Consider the following 21,573-nt stretch of genomic DNA (forward strand, 5'->3'; position numbering starts at 1 on the left):
TATCACCGGAGGGTCATTGTCCTGTCGAGTCGGAAACCGTCAGCGCCGCCGCGTCACTTCGCCCTCGGCTGGCCCGCGCCGCCCGCGACCTTCAGGCCGGCCCCGCGCACTTCGATGCGCACCTCGTCGAGCACCGCCCCACGCTCATCCGTGAGTTGGATCAGGTGCCGCCCGGGCCAGGGCAGCCAGGCGGCCTGCGCCCCGCGGGCGAACTCCCGGCCGTCCACGCGCCAGCGCACCGCGGGACTTCCGGCCGTGAACTGCAGCCGTTGCCGCGCGGCCGGGATGTCGGGATCGAGCGCCACGATGGTGCCTTCGGCCGGCGAGCGGATGTGGCGCGAGGCGCGCTCGTCGTGCACGGCCACCAGCGCCTGCTCGGTGCCGGCGAGAAACCACTCCTCGCGCGCCGCTTCCAGGGCATCGGCGAACTGCACCCGGACGCGAACCAGCCCGGGCGGCGGCGCCGGCGCGCGCGACGGCAGGTCCGCATGCAGGTGACGCATGACCGCCGCCCAGACCGGCGCGGCGCCGCTGGTGCCGCTCACGTCGTGCATGGGCGCGCCGCTGGCGTTGCCGACCCACACCCCCACCGTGTAGCGCGACGACCAGCCGACCGCCCAGTTGTCGCGCATGTCCTTGCTGGTGCCGGTCTTCACCGCCGTCCACATGCGCGTGGCCAGCAGGCTGTCGGTGCCGAAGGTGCGCGCCCGCGCGTTCGGATCGGACAGGATGTCGCCGACGATGAAGGCCGCCGCCGGATCGATCGCCTGCGCCGCCGGTGACGCCGTCCGCGTCCAGCGCACCGGCGCGAAGCGCCCGCCATTGGCCAGGGTGCGATACGCATTCGCCAGCCCCAGCAGCGGCACTTCGGCGCTGCCCAGCGCCAGGCTGTAGCCGTAGTAGTCGCCCGAATCGCGCAAGGGAAGGCCCGCGGCCTGCAGGGTGCGCGCCATCGCTTCGGGCGTCACCATGACGAGCGCGCGCACTGCCGGGACATTCAGCGATGCGCCCAGCGCTGTGCGCGCCGACACCCAGCCCTTGAAGTGATGGTCATAGTTCTGCGGGATGTAGAGGCCGGCGGCCGTCGGGATGGCGGCGGCCGAGTCATCGAGCAGCGACGCCGCCGTCAGCCTGCGCTGCGCGAGCGCCTGCGCGTACAGGAAAGGCTTCAGCGTGGAGCCCGCCTGCCTCAGGGCGGTGACCCCGTCCACCTCCTGCGCATCGCTCAGGTCGCCGGACGAGCCCACCCAGGCCAGCACCTCGCCGCTGGCGTTGTCGAGCACGACCACACTGCCGTCCTCCACGCTGCGCTGCCGCAGCTCGCGTAGATGCTGCCGCAAGCTGGCCGATGCGAAGCGCTGCACATCGGCGCGCAAGGTGGTGCTGATCCGCGCCGGCGCGGCGGGCGTGCCGCGCAGCAGCATGCGCGCGAAGTGCGGCGCGATGCCTTCGCTGGGGGCGAAGGCGCGCCGCGCCAGTGCGGCCTCGGTGCGCACCGCGATGCCCGCGCACTCGCGCAGGCCCTGCGCCTCGCGCAGCGCCGCGCAGGCGCGCTGCGCCACCTGGTGCGCGCCCGCATTGGGGGCGCGCACCAGCACCGCCGCGATCGCGCCCTCCTCGGCGTCCAGCCCGTGCGGCGCCTTGCCGAACAGCGTGCGCGAGAGCGCATCCACGCCCACCAGTTCGCCTCGGAACGGCACCAGGTTGAGGTAGGCCTCCAGGATCTGGTCCTTGCGCCAGAGCGTCTCCAGCCGCGTCGCCGCCGCGGCCTGCGTGATCTTTTGTCCCACGCTTCGACCGCCGGGACTGCGGCCGGCTTCGTCGAGCAGGCCGGCCAGCTGCATGGTGATGGTAGAGGCGCCGCGCGTGCGGCGGTTCCAGAGGTTGGCCCAGGCCGCGGCCGGCACGGCGCGCCAGTCGACGCCGCTGTGCTCCCAGAAACGGCGGTCTTCGGAGTAAACCAGCGCCGTGAGCAGCGCGGGCGACACATCCGCCAGCGGCACCCATTCGCCCCGGCGCACGTTCATGTCGGTGCGCACCCGCTGCAGGAGCTGGCCGTTGCGATCGAGCACCAGCGTTTCGGAAGCGCGCCAGTCGCCGCGCACTTCCTCGAACGAGGGCAGGGCCTGCGCCTGCAGCGCGCAGGCAAACAGCAGCGTGGCCAGCCAGCGCTTCACCGGCCCGCCTCCACCTTCACCCGCGCGTTGGGCGCCTCACCGAACATCTCCGGCGCGTACATCGCTTCCACGCGCGTGGGGGGCAACGCGAACTCGCCCGGGTTGTTCAGTCGCATGGTGTACTCCACGCTGAAGCTGCCCTTGGGCACGTACTCGTAGTAGCCGCGGAAGGCCTCGAAACTGCGTTCCTCGAACGCCGCCCAGGCGGAGCCGGCCTTTCTCTCACCGCGCGTGGCGATGGCCGAGTCGCGGCCCAGGCCGCTGCCGAGCAGGGTGGCGCCGCCCGGGATCGGGTCGGACACCACCACCCAGGTCATGTCGGTGGCGGCGTTCACCTCCAGCTTCACGCGGGCGACGTCGCCCCGGCTCCACTTGCCCGCGACCGCCTGCTCCACTGGCGTGATGGTCTTGCGGATCTGGTAGCCGGCGAAGAACGGCGACTTCAGTTCGACCGCCGCCACCGACTGGATGGTGAGCCACGGCTTGCCGGTGCCCTGCTGCGTGACCGCCAGCGACGACTTGCCGGGTTCCTGCGGCCAGGCGAGCATCATGGCGTTGTTGCGCAGCATGCCGGGCGCGGCGGGGGCGCCGAACAAGCGGGTCTGGTGCGGCGCGCCGTCGGCGCTGGCCGTCGTGACGCGGTCCACCCGCGACCAGTCGACGCTGGCGCTGGTGCCGCCCAGCGCCGCGCGCGTGGTGCCCGCCACCGGCACCGATTCGAACTTGCGCGAGAACTTCTCCAGCGCCAGGCCGCCCCACAGGTTGGCGGTGGTGGTGTGCCAGGCGCCGCGTTGCTGCCGCCCGATGAAGCCGTTGGCCAGGCGCCCCATGTCGTCCTTCCAGGCCGGATCGTCGAGCACGCTGAGGATCAGCCGCGCGGTGTTGACGTCGCCGTTGGCCATCAGCCACCACCAGTAGTCCTCGCGTTCGGTGCTGAAGACCAGCTTGGTGCCCTGGTACGACAGGCGTGCCTTCAGGATCGTGGCGGCCTCCGCCAGGCGCTGTTCGCGCTGCGGCACATCCTGCACGCGGCGCAGGATGTTCAGCCAGTCGATCACCGCGCTGGTGGGCCACTCGTTCGGCGCGATGGTGACGCTGCCCAGCAGGCGGCCCTGCGCCTTGCCGTAGCGCGAGAGCGCCTCGATCGCCGCCAGCTTGCGCACGTCCAGGTCCTTGCGCGGCGCCCAGAAGTTGCGCTGGATGCGGCCCTCGACGAAGGCGACCAGGCCGTTCTCCATGGGGGCGCGCAGGTCGTCCGGCAGCGCGAAGCCGGGATCGATGGCAGAAGCCTCGTGCGTGGCGGCCAGCACATAGGCCGTGAGCGCGTCGCTGCCGCGATCGGACTCGCCGTCGCGCGGCGGGAAGTAGCTCGCCAGGCCGTCGCGGTCCAGGTAGGTCGGCAGCTGCGCGGCCACCGACTGCCACATCCTGGCGTCACGCAGGCCGATCGCCTTGCTGGCCTTTTGCTCCAGGCAGACGAAGGGATAGGCGGCGAACCAGTCGCGCACCCCGGTCAAGCCTTCGGCCAGCCGGGGCTGCAGCGCCAGCCGCACCCCGCCGCGGCCCGGCTGCGCGTCGGCCGGCAGCGCCACCTCCAGGTTGTAGGGGCCGTCGAGCTGCACCAGGGTGGCTTGCTGCACGGTGAGCGGCACCGCCGGCACGATGCGCTGCGAGGCCTTGAGCGCATCGCGCGCGCCGCCCAGCGTGTCGCGCGCCTCCAGCTCCCACAGGATGGCCTCGTTGCGCGTGAACGCGAGCGCAGCCGGCGCGATCACGTTCCAGGCGACATCGCGCGCTTCGCCGGCCGGGATGTCCACCGTCTGCGGCGCCAGCGCGAGCAGGGTCGCGCGCGGCGCGACCTCCACCTTCATCGGCTTGGCGGTGGTGTTGCGCAGCGTCAGCTGCGCACTGAAGGCATCGCCCTCGCGCACCAGCGGCGGCAGTCCGCTGATGATCTGCAGGTCCTGCGTGGCGCGTATCGTGGCCTGGCCGGTGCCGAACAGGCCGGTGCCCATGTCGGCCACCGCGACGATGCGGAAGGCGGTGAGTGCATCGTTGAGCGGCACGTTCACCGTGGCCCGGCCCTGCGCATCGAGCTGCACCCTGGGGTTCCACAGCAGCAGGGTGTCGAGCAGCTCGCGTTGCGGGCTCTTGCCGCCGCCACCGCCGGCAGCGACCGCCTTGCGGCCGTAGTGGCGCCGGCCGATGATCTCCATCTGGGCGGTGGAATTCTCCACGCCCCAGCTGCGCCGCCGCAGCATGGACTCGAGCAGCTTCCAGCTCTCGTTGGGCATTAGCTCCAGCAGCGCCTGGTCCACCGCGGCCAGCGCCACTTCCGCGTTGGCCGCCGGCTGCCCATTGGGCTGCGTGACCTGCAGGCTGACCCGGGCCGTGCCGCGCACCGCATAGGCTTCCTTGTCGGGCTTGACGCTCACGGCCAGTTCATGCGCCTGGTGGCCGACGCGGATCTCGGCCAGCCCCAGGCGGTACGCCGGCTTGGACAGGTCGACCAGCGCCGTCGGCGCCACGTAGTCGCGGCCCTCGAAGCGGAACGCATGCCACCATTCGCGCGGCGACTTGTAGCCCCAGGTGAACAAGCTGTACCAGGGCACCTCGCGCAGGCGCCCGCGCAGCACCAGCACGCTGACGTACACGTTCGGACTCCAGCCTTCTTCGATGCGCAGCACCACCGTGGGATCGTCGCCGCGCAGCTGCATCACCCGCGAGGAAATGACGCCCTCGCGCTCCACCGTGACCAGCGCGGTCGCCTGGCGGAACGGCATGCGCACCTGGAACTTCGCGGTCTCGCCGGGCTGGTAGCTTTTCTTCTCGGGCAGGACGTCGATGCGGTCGCTGTTGTCCCCGCCGAACCAGAGTTCGCCCTGCCGGGTCACCCACAGCGAGGCTGCGGCCTGGCTGGCGAGGCCTTGCGGATCCTTGGCGGTCGCGACCAACTCGATCTCGCCGGGCTCCGCCATGGTCGCCTCGCACAGCAACAGGCCGCGCGAGTCGCTCCTGCCCTCGCACACGGTGCCGAGGTCCTTGACCGTGGTCTGGTTGTCGTAGGTGTAGAAGCCGCCCACCATCCGCTTGCGGCTGGTGCTGACGGCACGCGCCGCAGCCTTGACCTGCACCGGCACGCCCTCGAGCACCCTGCCGTTCAATCCCAGCGCAATGGCCTGGAACCGGATCGCCTTGCCGGCCGACACCCAGCCTTCGGTCTTGAGCCCGACGACCACCGCGGCCGGCCACAGCGCGTGCACGGCGCGCAGCGTCTGCACCTCGCCGTTCGGGTCGGCGTAGCTGGCCTCGAGCACCAGTTCGCGCGCGCGTGGCGAAACGGGCAGTTTCTCGATGGCGACCCGCCCGGACCCGTTGCGGTCCAGCGTGACCGGCAGCTTGTCGGCCACGACGCGGCCGTCGTCCGGCTGCTGGCTGTCGTCTTCGCCCGGCGCCGCGCCGGTGTCCTTGCGCTCGCGCGGCGGCTGGAAGCTGAACTCCTCGTAGTCCGGGAAGTACAGGTTCTTGCCGCGCACCAGCGCCGAGAGGCGCACCGGCAGGTTCACGGCCGCGCCCCCCGCGACGTGGTTGACCTGCACGGTGGCCGGCACGCTGGTCGCGGCGACCAGCGGCGTCTTCTGCTCCGGCGCCACGCGCCCTTCCAGCACCGGCAGGCGGAACTCCTCGACCCGGAAGTTGGCCGAGGGGAACTCGCGGTGCGGCTTGCCCTTCAGCACCACCGAGTACTCGCCCAGCTTGGCCGCCGGCGGAATCTTGAACGCGGATTCTGCGCTCAGGCCGCCGGTGGCGGTCTTGCGCCAGGCCAGCGCTTGCGTGAACTGCTGGCCGCTGCCCAGGTGGGTGACCACCAAGTCGCGCGGCGGGTCCTCCGGCAGGCCGAAGCCCTTGCTGGTCTCGACGCGACCCACATGCTTCATGGACACCGTCTCGCCGGCGCGGAACAGCGCACGGTCGAGCACGCTGTGGTACCGCGCATCGGGCTGCCTGTCGCGGCTGGTCGGCACGTTGAAGCGCCAAGGCTCGATGCCGCGGTACCAGTCGCTGAAGGTGAAGGCGAGTTCCTCGCCACCCTGCGCATCCTTGGCGCGGGCGCTGACGAAATAGGCGCGCCGCCAGCCGTCGCCTCCGCCACAAGCGGGTGCCTCGGGGTCCAGCCCTTTCAGTTCGGCTACGCCCTGCGCGTTGGTCACCGCGCTCGCGAGCTCGCGGCCCTGGCAGTCCGACACGCGCACACGCGCATTCGGCACCACGGCCCCCTTGTCCAGCGTCGTCACCCAGGCGATCGCGTTCTCGCGGCCCAGCTTGAAATGCACGCTCAAGTTGGTCACCAGCGCCGCGGTGCGGACGTACATGGTGCGCGCCTGGCCGTAGCGCGGATCGAGCAGCGACTGCCCCAGGACCGGCGAGGCGATCTCGACGACGTGAAAGCCCGGCGCCAGCGGAATCCCCACCACCTCGAACGGCCGCGGATCGTTCGACGCCGGCCGTGGCAGTTCCAGCACGCGCGCGCCGGGTTGGTTGGCCAGCAGCGAAACGGCGCGGCCCTCCACCCAATCCCGGCCTTGCTTGTCCAACGCGGGCGGCAGCGGCAGGCGGCTGTCGGCCTGCGCGCGCGCCCGCTCGACGCGATTCTCGTGGTAGCGCTGCACCTTGAGCAGCCAGCGCACGATCTCGGTATCCGCCTGGGCTTTCAAGTCGATGACTTCGCCCGGGCTTGCGGCCTGCACGCGCAGCGCGGGCTCGACATTGCGCAGCGTCACCGGCAGCAGCGGCCCCGAGTCGGGCTCCGCATAGCGCTCGACGATGCCGAAGGGCGCGGCGGAGAACTTCGCCAGCGGCGGCATCGCCGCGGTCGAGAACTTCAGCGGAAAGCTGTCGGCGTTGTGCAGCGCGCGGCCCGAGGCGTCGCGGAAGTCCTTGGGCAGTTCCACGCTGTATTGCGCACGCTCGGCCAGGGGCACCGGGAAGCTCAGCGACTCGACGACGCTGTCGGCGTCTTTGCCGGCGTCATCGAGCCTGGGCTCGATGACGCCCTTGTCGCCGCGCAGGCGCACCTGCGCGGCGTGCTTGCGCGGCACCGGCGCGTTGAATCGCAGCAACACCGGCCGGATCGGCAGGCAGGCCGCCTGCGCGTTCTCGCGCTCGCAGGAAAAGCTCGCCGCAAACGGCTCGCGCACCTGGTACTCGAAGCGCCGTTCCACCGAGTTGGGCACGCCGCTGGGCGTTTGCACGCCCTTGCCATAGACGACGCGCACGTGCGCGTTCGGCGCCAGGCGGCGGTTGCAGGCAAACGTGAGGTGTGCCAGCGGCGCCTTGGCAGCCGCCTTGTCGCGGTGCAGGGCCTTCAGCAGCTCGTCGCGCTCGCGTCCCTGCAGCAGCCGAACCGGCACCTTCTCGCCCAGTCCTTCGACTTCGCACCACACGCGCTCCTGCACGCTGGCCAGCGTCGCGTCGCCGTTGAGCTGAAGCAGGAACTGCTGCTCTTCGTCGATCCGCCCGCCGGGCGGCTGGGCCCAGCGCACGAACGGCCCGCCGGTGCTGAAGCGCCACTGGCCGGCCAGCAGCTCGCCCTTGGCGGGCTTGAATGCGGCGCGGGTCTGGATCGTGCAGTTGATGCCCGGGGGCAGGTCTTCGGCGAAATCGAAGACCCACTCGCGCTCGCTGGTCCAGCGGCCGGTGCCCCGCGTGGCCTGCGCATCGGAGCAGGACAGCTGCAAGGGTGCCGGCGCCTTCGGATCGCCGAACGCGACCGCGGCCTCGTCGAACCTGGCGACGAGCTGGCGCACCCGCGCGACTTCGCCCTGCGGCGAGACGCCCACGACCTGCACCGCGTGTGCCACCGTCGCGGCGAACACCAGCCCGCCTAAGGCGGCTCTTTGGATTGGCCCCATGTTCCCCTCCTGTGGCGGGAAGCGTAGCGCAAGTGGTCATGACCCGGCCCACGGCGCGGCCTGGCTGACCCTGTCAGTTCGGCAGAGTCATCTCTTCCCAGTACGTGAGCATCTTCACCTGCCGGCGCAGCCACGAGGTCGGCATGGCTTGGGATCCCCACACGGGAATGCGGCCGGCGTACTCGCCCATCAGCCAGAACTGGCGCGCCGAGATGAAGGCCGGCAGGGCCTGGACATCCTGCCCGGCCACCGGGCGCACGGCGCGATACGCGTCGAGAAAGCGCTTCCAGCGATCGAGCGCCTTCTCGCTCAGCTGGCCATCGACGCTGCGCGGGTGCAGCGACCACGGGTACACCGCCAGTTCGTAAGCGAGGTAGCCCGGGCCGCACTCGTCAAAGTCGAAGAAGGAAGCAACCCTGCGCCCGTGCGGATCCGCCGTGATGAAGTTGTTGCTCCCGTGCGAATCGCCGTGGCAGACCACCTGCGTGAGTCCCTGCATTTCCTCGATGCGTGAACGCAAGCGCGCCGCGATCGCCTGGAACTGCGGTCGCAGCTCGTCGGTCATGGTCGGCGCCTGGAGCGTGCGCGCCAGCGGCCGGGAGACCAGGTAGTCCAGGTCCAACGCATACCGGCTCGGTGGGCCGGCGTAGCTCGAGGCCGCGTCGTGCAGCTGGGCCAGCCCCGCGCCGAATGCGTGGATGTCCTCGGGCGCGTCGCCGGTCTCATCGCCCTCCAGGTATTCGAACAGCATCAACGCCCGCTCGCCCTCGGGCAGAAGAACCATGACCGAGTCTTCTCCAGCCGCGCTGGGCAGGCAGGCGGAGACGGGGATGCCCCTTCCCCGGAGGTGCCGCAGCAGCGCCGCTTCGTAGATCGTGTTCGGCGCGCCCCGCGGCCGCTCCGCGCACAGCCGGGCCACGACCCGGCGGCCATCGCCGAACCGCAGGCCGTAGACCTGGTTGAAACTGCGCCGCAGGAATTCGCATTCGCCGGCTTCCCCGAACGCGTAGTGGCGGGCGACGACGGCGGCGATGGCCGCGGCGGTGGGTGTCGATTGCGCAATGGAGATGGACGTCACTGGCAATCCTCGGAGTGGCTGCGAAGGAAGGGGGCGCATTCTGCCACATGGGTAGCGGCATGGCTCGGCCAGGCATCGCCGCAGACGTGATGGCACCGCTGAGTACTGTCACGCATCACGCCAACTCAGGTTTACGCCGGCTTACCACCTGTCGTCGGGATGACATACGCGCCAAGCAGAATCGCGTGCTTCAGGGAGACATCATGAACGCATCCTGGTCCATCGTTGGCCGCGACTCCGCAAGTCACGTTTTCGAGCAGGCGCTCTTCCGCACTCGCGTGCAGCGCTTGCTGGCTGTCACTCTCCGGGAATGGGAGACCACGGGCGCGTGCAGGCTTGGAAGTGGTGCCGGAACCGGCGCCAAGGCGTCAGCTGCGCGCCGAAGTGTGCTGAATCTTCGCTGCGTGTCTGCGTACCGCTGACCCTCGCCAGCCGTATCCTAGTTGCCCCGAACAGGCGAGGCGGCATACAGACGCTCGGCCAAGGGCAGGCGATCACGCAGCAGTTGCAGGCGTTGGCCGGCAGTTGGGTGTGTGTTGACGACAGTCGTCTCGTTTCCTGCGCGCCGGACCTCGTGCTGCATGAATTCAAGCTGTCGCGAAGGCGCAAAGCCGGCGGCACTGGCCATCAGCAGCCCGAGCTCATCGGCCTCGAGCTCGCCCTGCTGCAGCACGGGCTCCATCGATTGAAGCAGGCCGAAGTTGTAGTCCATTTCAGTGTAGACGTCGGCGACGCTGCGCGGAACCTCGCGCGGCAAGAGCATCCGTGCAAAGGTCAGTGCCTGACGCTCGTGCTCCAGCACGCAGTGCGCCATTTCGTGCGACAGCACGAACGCGAGGGCCTCGTCGCTCACGAGCTCCGCGCCGATGAAAGCGTCCGAAATGACGATCTGTCCGCCTGGAAACGACAGTGCGCGGATCGCAGGATCGCGAACGATGGTGAGCGACCAGTCCAGCTGCCGCGCCAGTGGCGTCTGCGCCCGGGCGACGAGGAGCAACTCCTGAAAGATCGACTGGGCGCGTTCACACGCGCTGCGGCAGTCCAGGGGGTCGTCGTGCGCGGCCCGTTGGCGAATGGCCTCCCAACCGTTGACGCCGGCATGTTCGACTTCCATCGCCGTCCAGGCGAGCGCGACGGGTTCATACGCCAATTGCGCCAGGGAAGATGCGGGCAAGGCGGCACTTGCAGACACGAGAAGCGCGGCAGAAGCCTGCGCGCTGCACACGGTGAGGAACTTCAGCATCGGCCTGAACCTCCGGAATACACCATCTTGCGTCGAAGAATAGGTGACTGACCGTAGGAAGAACAGCAGTGGGAAATCTCCCGGCCAGGGATCGCGGTCCGGGCGTTTCCGTGCGGTGCTAGAGCGCGACTGTCTTTACCGCGAGGCCGCCCTGGCCTGAACCACCCCATCCGTGCCTTCAGCAGCCAGGAGGCCAGCGCTGCAGTTCCCGCGCCATGCCCTCTATGTGCATTCGGAAGTCGCTGCCGCGCAGGATGCACATCAGGTGGAGGGCCATGCGCCCGATCCGGTAGTTCGCCATGTCTTCTCTCCACTGTTGATCACTCGACGCCCGTTTCTGAATGGCCGGTCGCCACTGAGTTGCCACTGGCAGGGATTGGGTTCAGTTCGCCTGAACAGCGGGGGCAACAGTCCCCACCACGAAACGCGCCCTCCATAGGATGATGTTCGACATGAGCACGCCACCCCCGATGCCCACCCTGCCCGGCGACGCCCAGCGTCTCGCCAAGGTCGTCGCCGCCCTGGTGCCCTGCTCGCGCCGCGAGGCTGAGCAATACATCGCCGAAGGCTGGGTGCGGGTGGACGGGCAGCGTGTCGACGAGCCTCAGGTGCGCGTCGCGGCAGGCCAGCACGTGGAAGTGGATCCGCAGGCGCGCCTGCAGCCCGTCGTGTCCGCCACCTTCCTGATCCACAAGCCGGCGGGCATGGAGGGCGAGGCAGCGCGCGAGCTGCTGGCGGAGGCCGGCCACTGGCGCGGGGACACCTCGGGCATCCGCCGCAGCAAGGCCCACCAGGTCGGCCTGAAAACGCTGCTGCCGCTGCCGGTGCACGCGAGCGGTTTGTGTGTCTTCAGCCAGGATTTCCGCGTGGTGCGCAAGCTCACCGAAGATGCGGCCTTCATCGAGCAGGAACTCGTCGCCGAAGTGAAGGGCGCGATGGCGCCCGACGGCCTGTCGCGGCTTGGCCATGGCCTGGTCCGGAACGGGCGGGCGCTGCCGCCGGCACGCGTGAGCTGGCAGAGCGAAGCGCACCTGCGTTTCGCCGTGAAGGGCATCGCACCGGAAGCCATCGCGTGGATGTGCGCCCAGGTCGGTCTCGAGCTTGCCGCGCTGCGGCGCATCCGCATCGGGCGAGTCCCCATGGCGAGCCTGCCGCCGGGGCAGTGGCGCTATCTGCCGGCGGGCGAGCGCTTCTGAGCTGAGCGGGGTCTAGGCCCGCGGGTCGGCTTCGTCGGCGCGCTCCAGCAGCCCGCGGGCGGCCTGCCGCACCTCGGGCGAGGAGAAGCGGAAGGCAGCGCGGTCCAGGGCGTAGTGGATGAATCCGGTCGAGAAACCGAGCGCCAGCAACGCCGGCACGAAAGGCGAGGCGCGCAGCCAAAGCGCTGCTTCGCCGAAGAGACGATCGGCGTACACGTAGTCGTCGCTCACCGCCTCCACCTCCAGCAAGGGCAACAGCAAGACGGAAAGCACGGCGAGCACGAGCAGGACGGACCAGCCACGCCGGTTGACAGGCGCGAGCAGGCGCTGCCAGTGCGCGCCGGTTTCCTGCGGCCCGCCGGCCGCCGCCAGCGCGGCGACGCCCATGGCGGCGCTCCAGTGCTGCACGCTCCAGAGCACGAGAAACACGAAGGGATGGAGGAAGCCGAGAAGAACGATCGCGGAGACGCTGGCGACGTAGGCCATGCGCGGCAGCGACGGGCGCGGCGAACGCAGTTCCACCGCCAGCATCAGCGTGGTGAGGGTCAGGACAAGGACCATGCTGCCGTTGCTCACGGCCTGCACCACCGTGTCGGACAGCGCTTCCCCGAGCAGCGGGTCGATCCATCGATCCTGGAATGCAATCGATCCGGCCAGGGCGTTGGCCAGCACGACGACCCCGCCCCCCACGACCAGCGCAAACCACCGATCCAAGCGACGGGCGATGCCGTCCGCGCCGCGCCCCGCCCGGCCGCGGTAAAGGCTGAGCAGGCCGAAGTGCTGTGCGGCGAAATGATGGCTGACCAACAGGTAGTCAACGATGGCGAGGCAGACCACGCGCTGTTCCAGCGGCATCGGCAGCACGCTTTCGGGCGCGAGCAGGACCGAGAAGCAGGCGACGGCGATCGCCAGGGGGCAAGCCACGAAGCGCAGGCGCTGGGTCGACAGCAGGGGGCGGTAGGCCCGCGTGGTGTAGGCGAGCCAAGCCGATGAGACTCGATGGCCGAACCACAGGGGGACGGCGAGGGCGAAGAACAACCAGTCCACGGGACTGTGGCGTGCGTGTCCGTGCGTGCGCTCCAGCAGCAGGACCAGGGGCGCCAGCCACAGCGCGTTCAGGACCCAGACGAGGTCCCAGGCGGGGCTCCTGATCCACCACGTATGGCGGATCGACGGGGCCGCACCGGCCGCGCCCGCCCGATCGGCGGTCCGGCCAGGGGTCTGGAACAGGGCGGAAGAAGAACAAGGGTCCATGTGCTGCAGCGCCAGCCCCGCGCAATGGCGGAGCTTCATCTTTCCTGCTCCCCCGGGCAGGCGCCAGTGGACCTTCGGGCCACACGTGCCGGCGCGTGCTGCAGCACAAGCTCGGCCATGGCGACGCGGCCACTTCGGACACGCCCGCGATACAAAACGACCGCAAACCGGTGCGCCCTGAAATGGCGCGAATACCGCGGCCGGCGACAGTCGACGCTTCCACGGAACAGGCATTCCAAGGAGAGCACCATGACTCTGCCGCTCTACAAACGGGCCGCTGCGATGGCGTCGGCGATCGCGGTGACGGCCGTCATCATCAGCGTGATCGCGGAAATCGGGCATCCGCCGCCGGACGTCCATCTCGACATCGCGCCGGCGCCTGGCGTATTGGCCGAGGGATCGATATGAGCGCCGCCGACGCACGCGATTGCCCCGTGACCGGCGCCACGCCGGCGGCGCTGCTGGCCTACGAGCGCGCGCTGGCGGCCTTTCTCGGCTGGCGCAGCGGCACCGAGGAGGCGCTGGCCCAGGCGCTGCAGCAGTCGCCCGGTTTCGTGATGGCGCATCTGCTGCAGGCCTACCTGCTGGCGTGCGGGCGCGACCCGAAGGGCGTGCGTCTGGCGCGCCCGGTGGTTGCGCGCGCCGCCGCGCTGCGCGCCAACAGCCGCGAGCAGGGCCACCTCGCCGTCCTGGCAGCCGTCATCGATGACGACTACGAAGCGGCCAAGGCCCGCCTCGGCGATGTGCTGGATACCTATCCGCGCGATGCAGTCGCACTGCACGTGGCGCATGCGTTCGACCACGTCACCGGTGATGTCGCGCGCCTGCACGATCGCGTTGCCGCGGTGCTGCCCGAGTGGTCGGCCGACCTGCCGGGCTACCACACGGTGCTGGCCATGCACGCTTTCGGCCTGGGCGAGTGCGGCGACTTCGAGCGCGCCGAGGAGACCGCGCGCGACGCCCTCGCCCTGAACCCCGCCAATGCGCGGGCCCACCATGTGATGGCGCACGTGTTCGAGATGACCGGCCGCACCGCCGAGGGCCTGCGCTGGATGAACGCGCACATCCAGGACTGGGCCGAGGACAGCCTGGTCAGCACCCATTGCTGGTGGCACCTGGCGCTGTTCCACCTGGCGCAAGGCGAGGCCGACCGCGCGCTCGCGCTGTACGACCGGCGCGTCAGGGCCGTGCCGTCGGAGGGGATCGCCGACCTGATCGACGCCGCCGCCCTGCTCTGGCGCCTTGAACTCGAAGGCAGCACGGACACCCGTGCGCGTTGGCAGGAACTGTCCGCCGCGTGGTCACCGCACATCGACGACGGCTTTTGCAGTTTTAACGACGTTCACGCCATGCTGGCCTTCGTCGGCGCGCGCGATTGGCAGCGCGCCCTGAGGCTGGAGCGCGCGCTGGCGGCCGCGCAGAACCTGCCAACGCGGCATGGTCAGACCACGCTGCAGCTCGGCCTGCCGGCGTGCCGGGCGCTGATCGCCTTCTGCCGTGGCGACGACGCGCTCGCGACCAGCTTGCTGGCCAGCCTGCCGGCGCACGCGCACCGCCTGGGTGGCAGCCACGCGCAGCGCGATGTGCTGCACCTGACGCTGCTGAAAGCCGTCGAACGCTTGCGCCGTCCGCCGCGGATCGTCCTGAGGTCGAGTGGAAGAGCGAGAGATGGCCTGCACGGACGGGATCGAACCCCGGTCAAGCCGGCTGGAAGGCAGGCGCTCCATTCCACTGAGCTGCGGGCAGCCGACCGGGCCCTGGATGCTTGATTGCCGGGCGGCGCCATGGGATTCGAGCCGCGTGCGCGACCGCGGGCTCATGAGAAGGGCAAGGGGGCGGCGGCGTTATGCTGCCGTCCCTGTCGTGCACGGCCTGGCCGTCGCCGGAAACCCAACTGCCCTCCCATGGACCCCTTGCTGCTCATCCCACTGTTACTCATCGCCTGCTGGATGCTCAAATCCTGGCAGCAGGGTCGTCGCATCGCGCTGCTCGGGCATTTCCTGTCGCGCCATCGCATCGAGAAGAACATGGAAACGCTGACGCAGGGGTATTTGCGCGCGCTCGGCGAGGCCGAGCCTGACCGCCAGCAGCACGTCTGGGGCGTCCTGCGCCCCACTGAACAGGAACTGTGCTCCCAGGTCACGCGCCTGGCCTCGGACTTTGCGTCCGCCGATCCGGCGCTCGTGCGGGTCAGCTTGCTGCCGATCTGGGTGCCGTTCTCATTCGCCATCTTCCGGAGTTTCGACATGCGCGAAGCGCTGGCCATCCATGCGCGCGGCATCCGTCGCGCCATCGACGCCAACGCTGCCACATCGCCGCGTGAACGCGCCTTCGCCATCTCTGCCGAACTGTTCCTGATGCAACACACCTGCCACTGGTTCTGCAGAACCAAGACGGTTGCGTCCGCGCGCATGCTGTCGCGCCATCAGACCTCGTACGACCAATTGGTGTCCGCCGTGACGCCGCAAACCCGGTCGGAGTACCTGGCTCTCGTGCGGCATCGCGGGCAAGCATGACGCGTCCCGAGCCGCTTCCGCCGCGCCTGTGAGCCTATTGACAGGTGCCGGACGCGATCCCGCCCGAGGTTTGATTCATCCGTAGTGCACCACGGAGCGGATCGACTTGCCTGCGTGCATCAGGTCGAAGGCCTCGTTGATGCCGGTCAGCGGCATCGTGTGGGTGACGAAGGGTGCGAGCTGGATCGTGCCCTTCATCGCGTCCTCCACCATGCCCGGCAGCTGGCTGCGGCCCTTGACCCCGCCGAAGGCCGTACCCAGCCAGCGTCGGCCGGTGACCAGCTGGAACGGCCGGGTCGCGATTTCCTGGCCCGCGCCGGCCACGCCGATGATCACGGACTGGCCCCAGCCGCGGTGGGCACACTCCAGGGCCGCGCGCATGACGCTGACATTGCCGATGCATTCGAAGGAGTGATCCACGCCCCACCCGGTCATCTCGACGATGACCTGCTGGATCGGTTTGGGGTGGTCATCGGGATTGACGCAATCCGTCGCACCGAAGGTCCTGGCCAGGTCGAACTTGCCGGGGTTGGTGTCGATCGCGATGATCCGGCCGGCCTTGGCCATCTTCGCTCCCTGGATCACCGCCAAGCCGATGCCGCCCAGGCCGAACACGGCCACGCTGTCGCCCTCCTGCACCTTGGCCGTGTTCTTGACTGCGCCCAGACCGGTGGTCACGCCGCAGCCCAGCAGGCAGACCTGCTCGGGGTTGGCCCGCGGGTTGATCCTGGCCAGCGATACCTCAGCAACCACGGTGTACTCGCTGAAGGTGGAGCAGCCCATGTAGTGGTAGACCGGCTGGCCGTTGAAGGAGAAGCGGCTCGTGCCGTCGGGCATCACGCCCTTGCCCTGCGTGGCGCGCACGGACACACACAGGTTGGTCTTTCCGCTCTTGCAGAACAGGCATTGGCCGCACTCGGCCGTGTAGAGCGGAATCACGTGGTCGCCCGGCTGCACGCTGGTCACGCCCTCGCCCGTTTCGACGACGATGCCGGCGCCCTCATGCCCCAGCACCGCGGGGAACAGCCCTTCGGGGTCGTCCCCCGACAGGGTGAACGCATCGGTGTGGCAGACACCCGTGTGCGTGATCCTGACCAGTACCTCGCCCTTCCTGGGCGGAGCGACATCGATCTCGACGATCTGCAGCGGTTTTCCGGCTTCGAAGGCAACGGCGGCACGGGACTTCATCTTTCACAAGCTCCAAAAAGAATGGGTTAAATGCAGACGCAGCTTCGCTAGTCACCACGCACGACTCGCGCCAGCATTGTCCACGCACGAACCCGAAGGTCGCGGGCTGCCGGCACGCGCCGGCGAAGCCGGCTACGGCCAGAGGTAAGCTTGGGCATCGTTCTTGAGGAGGCGTCGTGCCAACTCCGGCTATTCTGAAACCCATCAAGGCGTTCGCCGAAAGAGCGCAGCCTTGGGCCGGCGCAGGCGGTCTGCCGATGGCGGCGCGCCAGTCGAAAGGACAGGGACATTGATCAGCATGGCCGCTTTCGACCTGCAGCTAGAGACCGCAAGCTCCCGCCGGTGCTGGCTGATTGCAGCCGCCTTGCTGCCCCTTGCCCCCGCGGCATTGGCCGAATCGGGCTCACAGCGCAGACCCTGGCCGCGCTCGCGCCCGACGCCCGCCGTCGAACTCCGGTTCGCCAATGGCGACAGCTGGACTCCCGCCTCTTCGGTCGGCAGCCCCGTGCTCCTCAATTTTTGGGCGAGCTGGTGCGAACCTTGCCGTGCCGAAATGCCGTCGCTGCAAGCGCTCGCCCGACATCGCCAGGCCAATGGACTGCGGGTGCTGGCCATCAACTACAAGGAAAGCGAAGCGGCCGTGCGCCGCTTCACCGGTTCGACGGGGCTGGACCTTCCAGTGCTGTTCGATCCGGAGGGCGCCGCAGCCAAGGCTTTCGGGGTCCGCATCTTCCCCAGCACCGTTGCCATCGACCGCAGCGGCCGCGTGAGATTCGTGGTGACAGGGGAGTTCGACTGGAACAGCCCGCTCGCGGGGCGATGGGTCTCGGAACTCCTGTAGCGGCCGCGGCGAGCTACTACTCGTCCGCCAAAAAGGAGGGATAGCCCGCGGCGTCCGTCGCCTTCGTGAGTGCGGCGACGTCGGCCTTGGTGTCGTCGAAGGTCACCTTGGCATTGCGGCGGGCGTAGCTCACGACCACGCCGCTCACACCCGGCACCTTCTTGAGCGCAATACGGATCGTCACCGGGCAGGTGTCACAGTGCATGGTGGGCACGCTCAGGGTCACCTGGCGCGTCGCCGCGCAAGCAGAGCCCGCCGCGAACAGGAGTGTGGCCGCAACAATCGCAATCGACTTGCTCATTCAGGCTCTTTCAGTAGAACAGGGGCGCCGCGAGCGGCACGAGAATCGGCACCAGGGTGAGGGTGACAACCACCCAGAACCAGCGACGCGCCGACGCGCCGACGCGCCGGCAATCAGCGGCACTGCCCCGGTCGCAGGCATTGGCCGAAGGCCGGTAAAGCAGCCACGCTGCCCAGGAGAGCGAGGCGACCGCCAGCGCCGACAGCGCGAGCGCGTACGGCTCGACCCGCTGCAGTTGTCCGATCCACGCGCCGGAAATCCCGACGACGGCGAATACCAGCGGCATGACGCAGCAGGCGGACGACAGCAGCGCGGCGATGCCGGCGAGCGTCAGCGCCGACGCGCTTCCCATGTCCGATGCACGATCAGGCCGGCGCCGCAGGGCAGCCCTTGTTCTGGCCCGCACGCTCACGCAGTGACCTCGCGGGCCGTGATCTGGTATGCGAAGGTGTCGGGGTCGTAGGGGTCGCGGGCGCCCGCGGCCGTTTCGGCCTGCGGGTACATGAAGAACCCGAGTTTGCCCCGCTTCGCGCCCGGCAGGCGGATGTCGCTGGCGGTGTTGAAGCCCATCCAGTTGCCTTCCCAGCTGCCGAAAAGCGCCTTGCGCACCGGCGCCACGATCGGATGGCCGGCATCCTTGATCCATTCCGCGGTTTCCTGGCGCATGACCTTGGTCACGTCCGCCGGGTCCATGGCCACCCAGCCGTGCTCCTTCAGGTGCACCTCGGCACGGCAATGCTGCGCACCCTTGAGGCTGGCCGGGTTCGCACCCAGCTCGCGGTAGCCGAATGCACTCGGCGCCAAACGCAGGCCATAGATGTCGCGCGCCGGCAGTCCGGCAGCGCGGCACAGCCCGACGAAAAGCGCATTGATGTCCGCGCACTTGCCGCTCAGGTTGCCGGTCTCCAGCATGGCCTTGATGTCACCCTCGCCGCAGCCGCGAACCTTGGGCTCGCGATACGTGCTGACGACAACCCAGTCGTAGATGCGCTGCGCCTTCTCGCGATCGCTGCGTGCGCCAAGCACGATCTGCGTCGCCACCTTGCGCACGATGCCGTCGGTGACGATCCGCTCGCTGGGGGCAAGCCACTTGCGCAGGTCGGCCGGGTCCGCGGGAGCGCCAGCGAGGCCCTGCTTCCAGTCCACCGCACGGCTCTGCGTCTCGACCCGGTTGCTGAGCACGATGGTCGGCTCGGACGTGCCGTCGTCGAAGCGCGCGACCAGGACCTTCGCGCCTGTCGTGCCGTCGGCCACGAGGCGCGCGTCGCTGGCGTTCCCCGACCAGCTTGTATTCACGGTACGTTGCCACGGCGTCTCGAGCGACGGCACCGGCAGCCACACGAGGGAGCCGCCGGCCGACTCGCGCAGCTTGACGGTCGTCGTCACCTCGAACGCCCGCCAGCCGGCGGGCAAGGGTTCGAACCGGCGCGCGGCCTGCTCCGCGCGGATCACGGGGGCGCCTGCCATCGCCAGTATGGCGGAAGCGGTGTGGACAAATGATCGACGAGAAAGGTGAGTCATGCGAGGTTCCGGACGATTCGCGATAGCCATCTGCAGACGTGGCGGCGCTTCAGCTGAGGACGCGATTTTGCCAAAGTGCGATCTGGGCGTCGCTCAGCCGTGAAGGCCGCCAGGGTTGCGCGGCTGGTTTCGGTGCGAGGAAGCCCGCCGTTCTCGCAAGGATGCCTTGGGCGGCAAGCTCCCCGGATTCAAAACAAATCGATGGACTGCCGCAGCAAGGCTGTTGGGTCGGCACTCGGTCCGACGAGGATCTCGACCTCGCCCGCCTCGAACAGGGACTGCAGGTCCGGCCCGAGATAGCGCAACTCGGCCGCCGGCAGATCCATCTCGACCCAGCCGGCTTCGCCGGGCCGCAAGCGCAGCTTCGCGAACCCCTTGAGCTCGAGCAGAGGCCGCGTGACGCGACTGAGTTTGTCGTGAACGAATAGGAAAATGGTCTCCTCGGCCTTACGCGCGCCTTCGTTTCGAAGCCGGACGCTGACTTTGAGCGTGTCCCGTTCGCCTGCGTGTCGCGGTACGACCTGCAGCGCGTCGTAGTGAAAACGGCCGTAGGTCAAACCGTGGCCGAAGGGGTACAGCGGTGTGTTGGCTACGTCCTGGTACCTGCTCGTGTAGTGGTCGGCGGGGTTCATCGGCCGGCCGGTGGGACGCTGGCCGAAGTAGATTGGCACCTGCCCGACGGCGCGCGGCCAACTCATCGCCGTGCGACCGCTGGGCGACACCAGGCCCGTGACCACATCGGCCACCGCGTTGCCGGCTTCGACGCCGAGAAACCAGGCCGCCAGCAGCGCATCGGCGTGTTCGGACAGCCAGGGGATGACCAGCGGGCGGCCCGAAAACAAGATCGCGACGACGGGGATGCCTTGGTCGTGTGCACGGGCCGTCACCGCTTTGGCGAATGCCATCTGCCGGCCGGGGAGCGCCGGCGTGGCGCGGCTCGCCGCCTCCCCGCTCATGGTCGCACGCTCACCCAAGCACAGCAGGACGGCGTCGACGCCGTCGCACAGCGCGGCGGCGGCTTCGATGCCACTTTCGTCATCGCTCTCGATGGCGACGCCAGCGGCGTGGCGGATGGCGGTCTCTGGCAGCGCGGCGCGCAGGCCGCCGAGCACGCTGACGGCCGGCTCGTGTTCGCCGGCGCCCCACCACGGGCCCTTCATCTCGGTGCTCGCGTCGGCCAGCGGGCCGATGACGCACAGCGTTTTCACCACGGCAGGCAAGGGCAGCGTGTCGCGCTCGTTCTTCAGCATGACGACCGCCCTGCGCCCCACGTCGCGCGCGAGCGCATGTCGCTCGGCAACGGCCGTCGCGGGTTCCGGACTCGCGCCGCGGCGGTAGGGATCGTCGAACAGGCCCAACCGATCCTTGAGCCGCAACACGCGGCGCACACAAGCGTTGATCTCTTCGATCGTCACCCGGCCTTGCTCGAGCGCGACCGGCAGCCCCTTGCGATACGCGTCGGCCATCATGTCGATGTCAACGCCGGCGCGCAGCGCCAGCACCGCGGCATCGACGAGATCTGCGGCAATTCCATGCTTGATCAACTCCGCGATCGCGTTGTAGTCGCTGACGATCACGCCGCCCCAGCCCATCTCGCCGCGCAGCCAGTCGCGCAGCAAGAGGACGTGCGCCGTCATGGGCACGCCGTTCAGATCGGTGAAGGCCGGCATCAGCGTCGCGACGCCGGCGCCGATCGCCGCTTCGAAGCCTGGCAGATGCACTTCGCGCAACGCGCGCTCGGAGATGTCCACGGCGGCGTAGTCCCGCCCCGCGGTGACCGGGCCGTACGCGACGAAATGCTTTGCACAGGCAGCCAGTGAATCGGCCGACGACAGGTCGCTCCCCTGGAAACCACGCACCTTGGCCTGCGCGATGCGCGCATTGAGCCAGGGGTCTTCGCCAGGGCCTTCCGCCGTACGGCCCCAGCGGGGATCGCGCGACACGTCGAGCATGGGCGCAAAAGTCATCGCCAGACCTTCGGCCGCGCCTTCGCGCGCGGCTTCGCGCGCCGTGCGCTCCCAGAGGGTTTCATCGAAGACACCCGCCTCCGCGAGCGGGATCGGAAAGAGCGTGCGATGACCGTGGATGATGTCCAGGCCGATCAGCAGCGGAATGCCGAGCCGCGACTTCTCGACGGCCAGCCGCTGCATCTCGTGCACCGGCCCGGCCCCCACCAGGTTCAGCAGGTTCCCGATCGTGCCGTCGATGATAGCCCGCGTGGTATTGCCCGCGATCACCGGCCCGGTCACCGCATGGCTGCAGGCCGTCATCGTCAGCTGGCCCAGCTTTTCAGCGAGCGTCATCCGCCCCAGGAGGGTATCAATGCGACTCATCGGAAACCTGGCA

At 69.3% G+C, this 21,573-nt stretch carries 16 protein-coding genes; 5 read left to right on the plus strand and 11 right to left on the minus strand.

Going from position 1 to position 21,573, the window contains the following annotated elements:
* Positions 1-53: 53 nt before the first annotated feature.
* The 5 genes from pbpC to UC35_RS24370 form a co-directional block, all read right to left on the minus strand.
* Positions 54-2,177, minus strand: coding sequence for a penicillin-binding protein 1C (gene pbpC, locus UC35_RS06380; protein ID WP_061497296.1), 2,124 nt, complete (start codon positions 2,175-2,177; stop codon positions 54-56).
* On the minus strand, positions 2,174-8,089 hold the full coding sequence (locus UC35_RS06385; RefSeq protein WP_061497297.1) for an alpha-2-macroglobulin family protein: 5,916 nt from the start codon (positions 8,087-8,089) through the stop codon (positions 2,174-2,176). The genes pbpC and UC35_RS06385 overlap by 4 nt, the downstream gene beginning before the upstream one ends.
* A gap of 73 nt (positions 8,090-8,162) precedes the next feature.
* Positions 8,163-9,167, minus strand: coding sequence for a phosphotransferase enzyme family protein (locus UC35_RS06390; RefSeq protein WP_227820469.1), 1,005 nt, complete (start codon positions 9,165-9,167; stop codon positions 8,163-8,165).
* 439 nt (positions 9,168-9,606) lie between these two features.
* Positions 9,607-10,410 (minus strand): M48 family metalloprotease, encoded by an 804-nt coding sequence (locus tag UC35_RS06395; protein ID WP_061497301.1) that lies wholly within the window; start codon positions 10,408-10,410, stop codon positions 9,607-9,609.
* Positions 10,411-10,588: 178 nt separating this feature from the next.
* Positions 10,589-10,711: a hypothetical protein gene (locus tag UC35_RS24370; protein ID WP_265331337.1), complete on the minus strand. Its 123-nt coding sequence runs from the start codon at positions 10,709-10,711 to the stop codon at positions 10,589-10,591.
* Between the two features lie 151 nt (positions 10,712-10,862).
* On the opposite strand from UC35_RS24370, the gene UC35_RS06400 reads away from it, so the two are divergent.
* Positions 10,863-11,606 (plus strand): RNA pseudouridine synthase, encoded by a 744-nt coding sequence (locus UC35_RS06400; RefSeq protein ID WP_227820470.1) that lies wholly within the window; start codon positions 10,863-10,865, stop codon positions 11,604-11,606.
* A 12-nt stretch (positions 11,607-11,618) separates the two neighbouring features.
* On the opposite strand, the gene UC35_RS06405 is transcribed toward UC35_RS06400, so the two are convergent.
* A complete protein-coding gene (locus UC35_RS06405) occupies positions 11,619-12,899 on the minus strand; it encodes a hypothetical protein (RefSeq protein WP_227820471.1) in 1,281 nt (426 codons plus the stop codon).
* Positions 12,900-13,109: 210 nt separating this feature from the next.
* Between UC35_RS06405 and UC35_RS23865 the strand changes: the two genes are divergently transcribed.
* The 3 genes from UC35_RS23865 (at position 13,110) to UC35_RS06415 (ending at position 15,376) form a co-directional block, all read left to right on the plus strand.
* On the plus strand, positions 13,110-13,268 hold the full coding sequence (locus UC35_RS23865) for a hypothetical protein (protein WP_158513863.1): 159 nt from the start codon (positions 13,110-13,112) through the stop codon (positions 13,266-13,268).
* Positions 13,265-14,629, plus strand: coding sequence for a tetratricopeptide repeat protein (locus UC35_RS06410; RefSeq protein WP_061497305.1), 1,365 nt, complete (start codon positions 13,265-13,267; stop codon positions 14,627-14,629). Before UC35_RS23865 ends, UC35_RS06410 begins: the two co-directional genes overlap by 4 nt.
* Before the next feature lie 135 nt (positions 14,630-14,764).
* Positions 14,765-15,376, plus strand: a complete 612-nt coding sequence (locus UC35_RS06415; protein WP_061497307.1) for a hypothetical protein — start codon at positions 14,765-14,767, stop codon at positions 15,374-15,376.
* A 75-nt stretch (positions 15,377-15,451) separates the two neighbouring features.
* On the opposite strand, the gene UC35_RS06420 is transcribed toward UC35_RS06415, so the two are convergent.
* Positions 15,452-16,564 (minus strand): S-(hydroxymethyl)glutathione dehydrogenase/class III alcohol dehydrogenase, encoded by a 1,113-nt coding sequence (locus UC35_RS06420; protein WP_061497308.1) that lies wholly within the window; start codon positions 16,562-16,564, stop codon positions 15,452-15,454.
* A 298-nt stretch (positions 16,565-16,862) separates the two neighbouring features.
* Between UC35_RS06420 and UC35_RS22945 the strand changes: the two genes are divergently transcribed.
* The gene (locus UC35_RS22945; protein WP_082792735.1) at positions 16,863-17,405 is read left to right on the plus strand and encodes a TlpA family protein disulfide reductase; all 543 of its coding nucleotides are present in this window, start codon (positions 16,863-16,865) and stop codon (positions 17,403-17,405) included.
* A 16-nt stretch (positions 17,406-17,421) separates the two neighbouring features.
* Here UC35_RS22945 and merP read toward each other — a convergent pair whose 3' ends face one another.
* The 4 genes from merP to UC35_RS06445 all read right to left on the minus strand — a co-directional run bounded on the left by merP (position 17,422) and on the right by UC35_RS06445 (position 21,530).
* Positions 17,422-17,706, minus strand: a complete 285-nt coding sequence (gene merP / locus UC35_RS06430) for a mercury resistance system periplasmic binding protein MerP (protein WP_061497312.1) — start codon at positions 17,704-17,706, stop codon at positions 17,422-17,424.
* Between the two features lie 10 nt (positions 17,707-17,716).
* Positions 17,717-18,058 (minus strand): mercuric transporter MerT family protein, encoded by a 342-nt coding sequence (locus UC35_RS06435; RefSeq protein WP_061497314.1) that lies wholly within the window; start codon positions 18,056-18,058, stop codon positions 17,717-17,719.
* Positions 18,059-18,114: 56 nt separating this feature from the next.
* The gene (locus UC35_RS06440; protein ID WP_227820472.1) at positions 18,115-19,173 is read right to left on the minus strand and encodes a transglutaminase-like domain-containing protein; all 1,059 of its coding nucleotides are present in this window, start codon (positions 19,171-19,173) and stop codon (positions 18,115-18,117) included.
* Between the two features lie 242 nt (positions 19,174-19,415).
* Positions 19,416-21,530, minus strand: a complete 2,115-nt coding sequence (locus UC35_RS06445; RefSeq protein WP_227820473.1) for a glycoside hydrolase family 3 N-terminal domain-containing protein — start codon at positions 21,528-21,530, stop codon at positions 19,416-19,418.
* Positions 21,531-21,573 lie beyond the last annotated feature (43 nt).

The organism is Ramlibacter tataouinensis (genome assembly GCF_001580455.1).
GTDB classification, from domain to species: Bacteria; Pseudomonadota; Gammaproteobacteria; order Burkholderiales; family Burkholderiaceae_C; genus Ramlibacter; species Ramlibacter tataouinensis_B.

Bases quoted from the DNA above. Each gene is read 5' to 3' on its own strand.
- UC35_RS24370 (WP_265331337.1), bottom strand. From the start codon at position 10,711: ATGGCGAACTACCGGATCGGGCGCATGGCCCTCCACCTGATGTGCATC.
- UC35_RS06445 (WP_227820473.1), bottom strand. From the start codon at position 21,530: ATGACGCTCGCTGAAAAGCTGGGCCAGCTGACGATGACGGCCTGCAGC.
- UC35_RS06395 (WP_061497301.1), bottom strand. From the start codon at position 10,410: ATGCTGAAGTTCCTCACCGTGTGCAGCGCGCAGGCTTCTGCCGCGCTT.
- UC35_RS06385 (WP_061497297.1), bottom strand. From the start codon at position 8,089: ATGGGGCCAATCCAAAGAGCCGCCTTAGGCGGGCTGGTGTTCGCCGCG.
- UC35_RS06410 (WP_061497305.1), top strand. From the start codon at position 13,265: ATGAGCGCCGCCGACGCACGCGATTGCCCCGTGACCGGCGCCACGCCG.
- UC35_RS06400 (WP_227820470.1), top strand. From the start codon at position 10,863: ATGAGCACGCCACCCCCGATGCCCACCCTGCCCGGCGACGCCCAGCGT.
- UC35_RS06420 (WP_061497308.1), bottom strand. From the start codon at position 16,564: ATGAAGTCCCGTGCCGCCGTTGCCTTCGAAGCCGGAAAACCGCTGCAG.
- UC35_RS22945 (WP_082792735.1), top strand. From the start codon at position 16,863: ATGGCCGCTTTCGACCTGCAGCTAGAGACCGCAAGCTCCCGCCGGTGC.
- UC35_RS06435 (WP_061497314.1), bottom strand. From the start codon at position 18,058: ATGGGAAGCGCGTCGGCGCTGACGCTCGCCGGCATCGCCGCGCTGCTG.
- merP (WP_061497312.1), bottom strand. From the start codon at position 17,706: ATGAGCAAGTCGATTGCGATTGTTGCGGCCACACTCCTGTTCGCGGCG.
- UC35_RS06405 (WP_227820471.1), bottom strand. From the start codon at position 12,899: ATGAAGCTCCGCCATTGCGCGGGGCTGGCGCTGCAGCACATGGACCCT.
- UC35_RS06440 (WP_227820472.1), bottom strand. From the start codon at position 19,173: ATGGCAGGCGCCCCCGTGATCCGCGCGGAGCAGGCCGCGCGCCGGTTC.
- UC35_RS06415 (WP_061497307.1), top strand. From the start codon at position 14,765: ATGGACCCCTTGCTGCTCATCCCACTGTTACTCATCGCCTGCTGGATG.
- UC35_RS23865 (WP_158513863.1), top strand. From the start codon at position 13,110: ATGACTCTGCCGCTCTACAAACGGGCCGCTGCGATGGCGTCGGCGATC.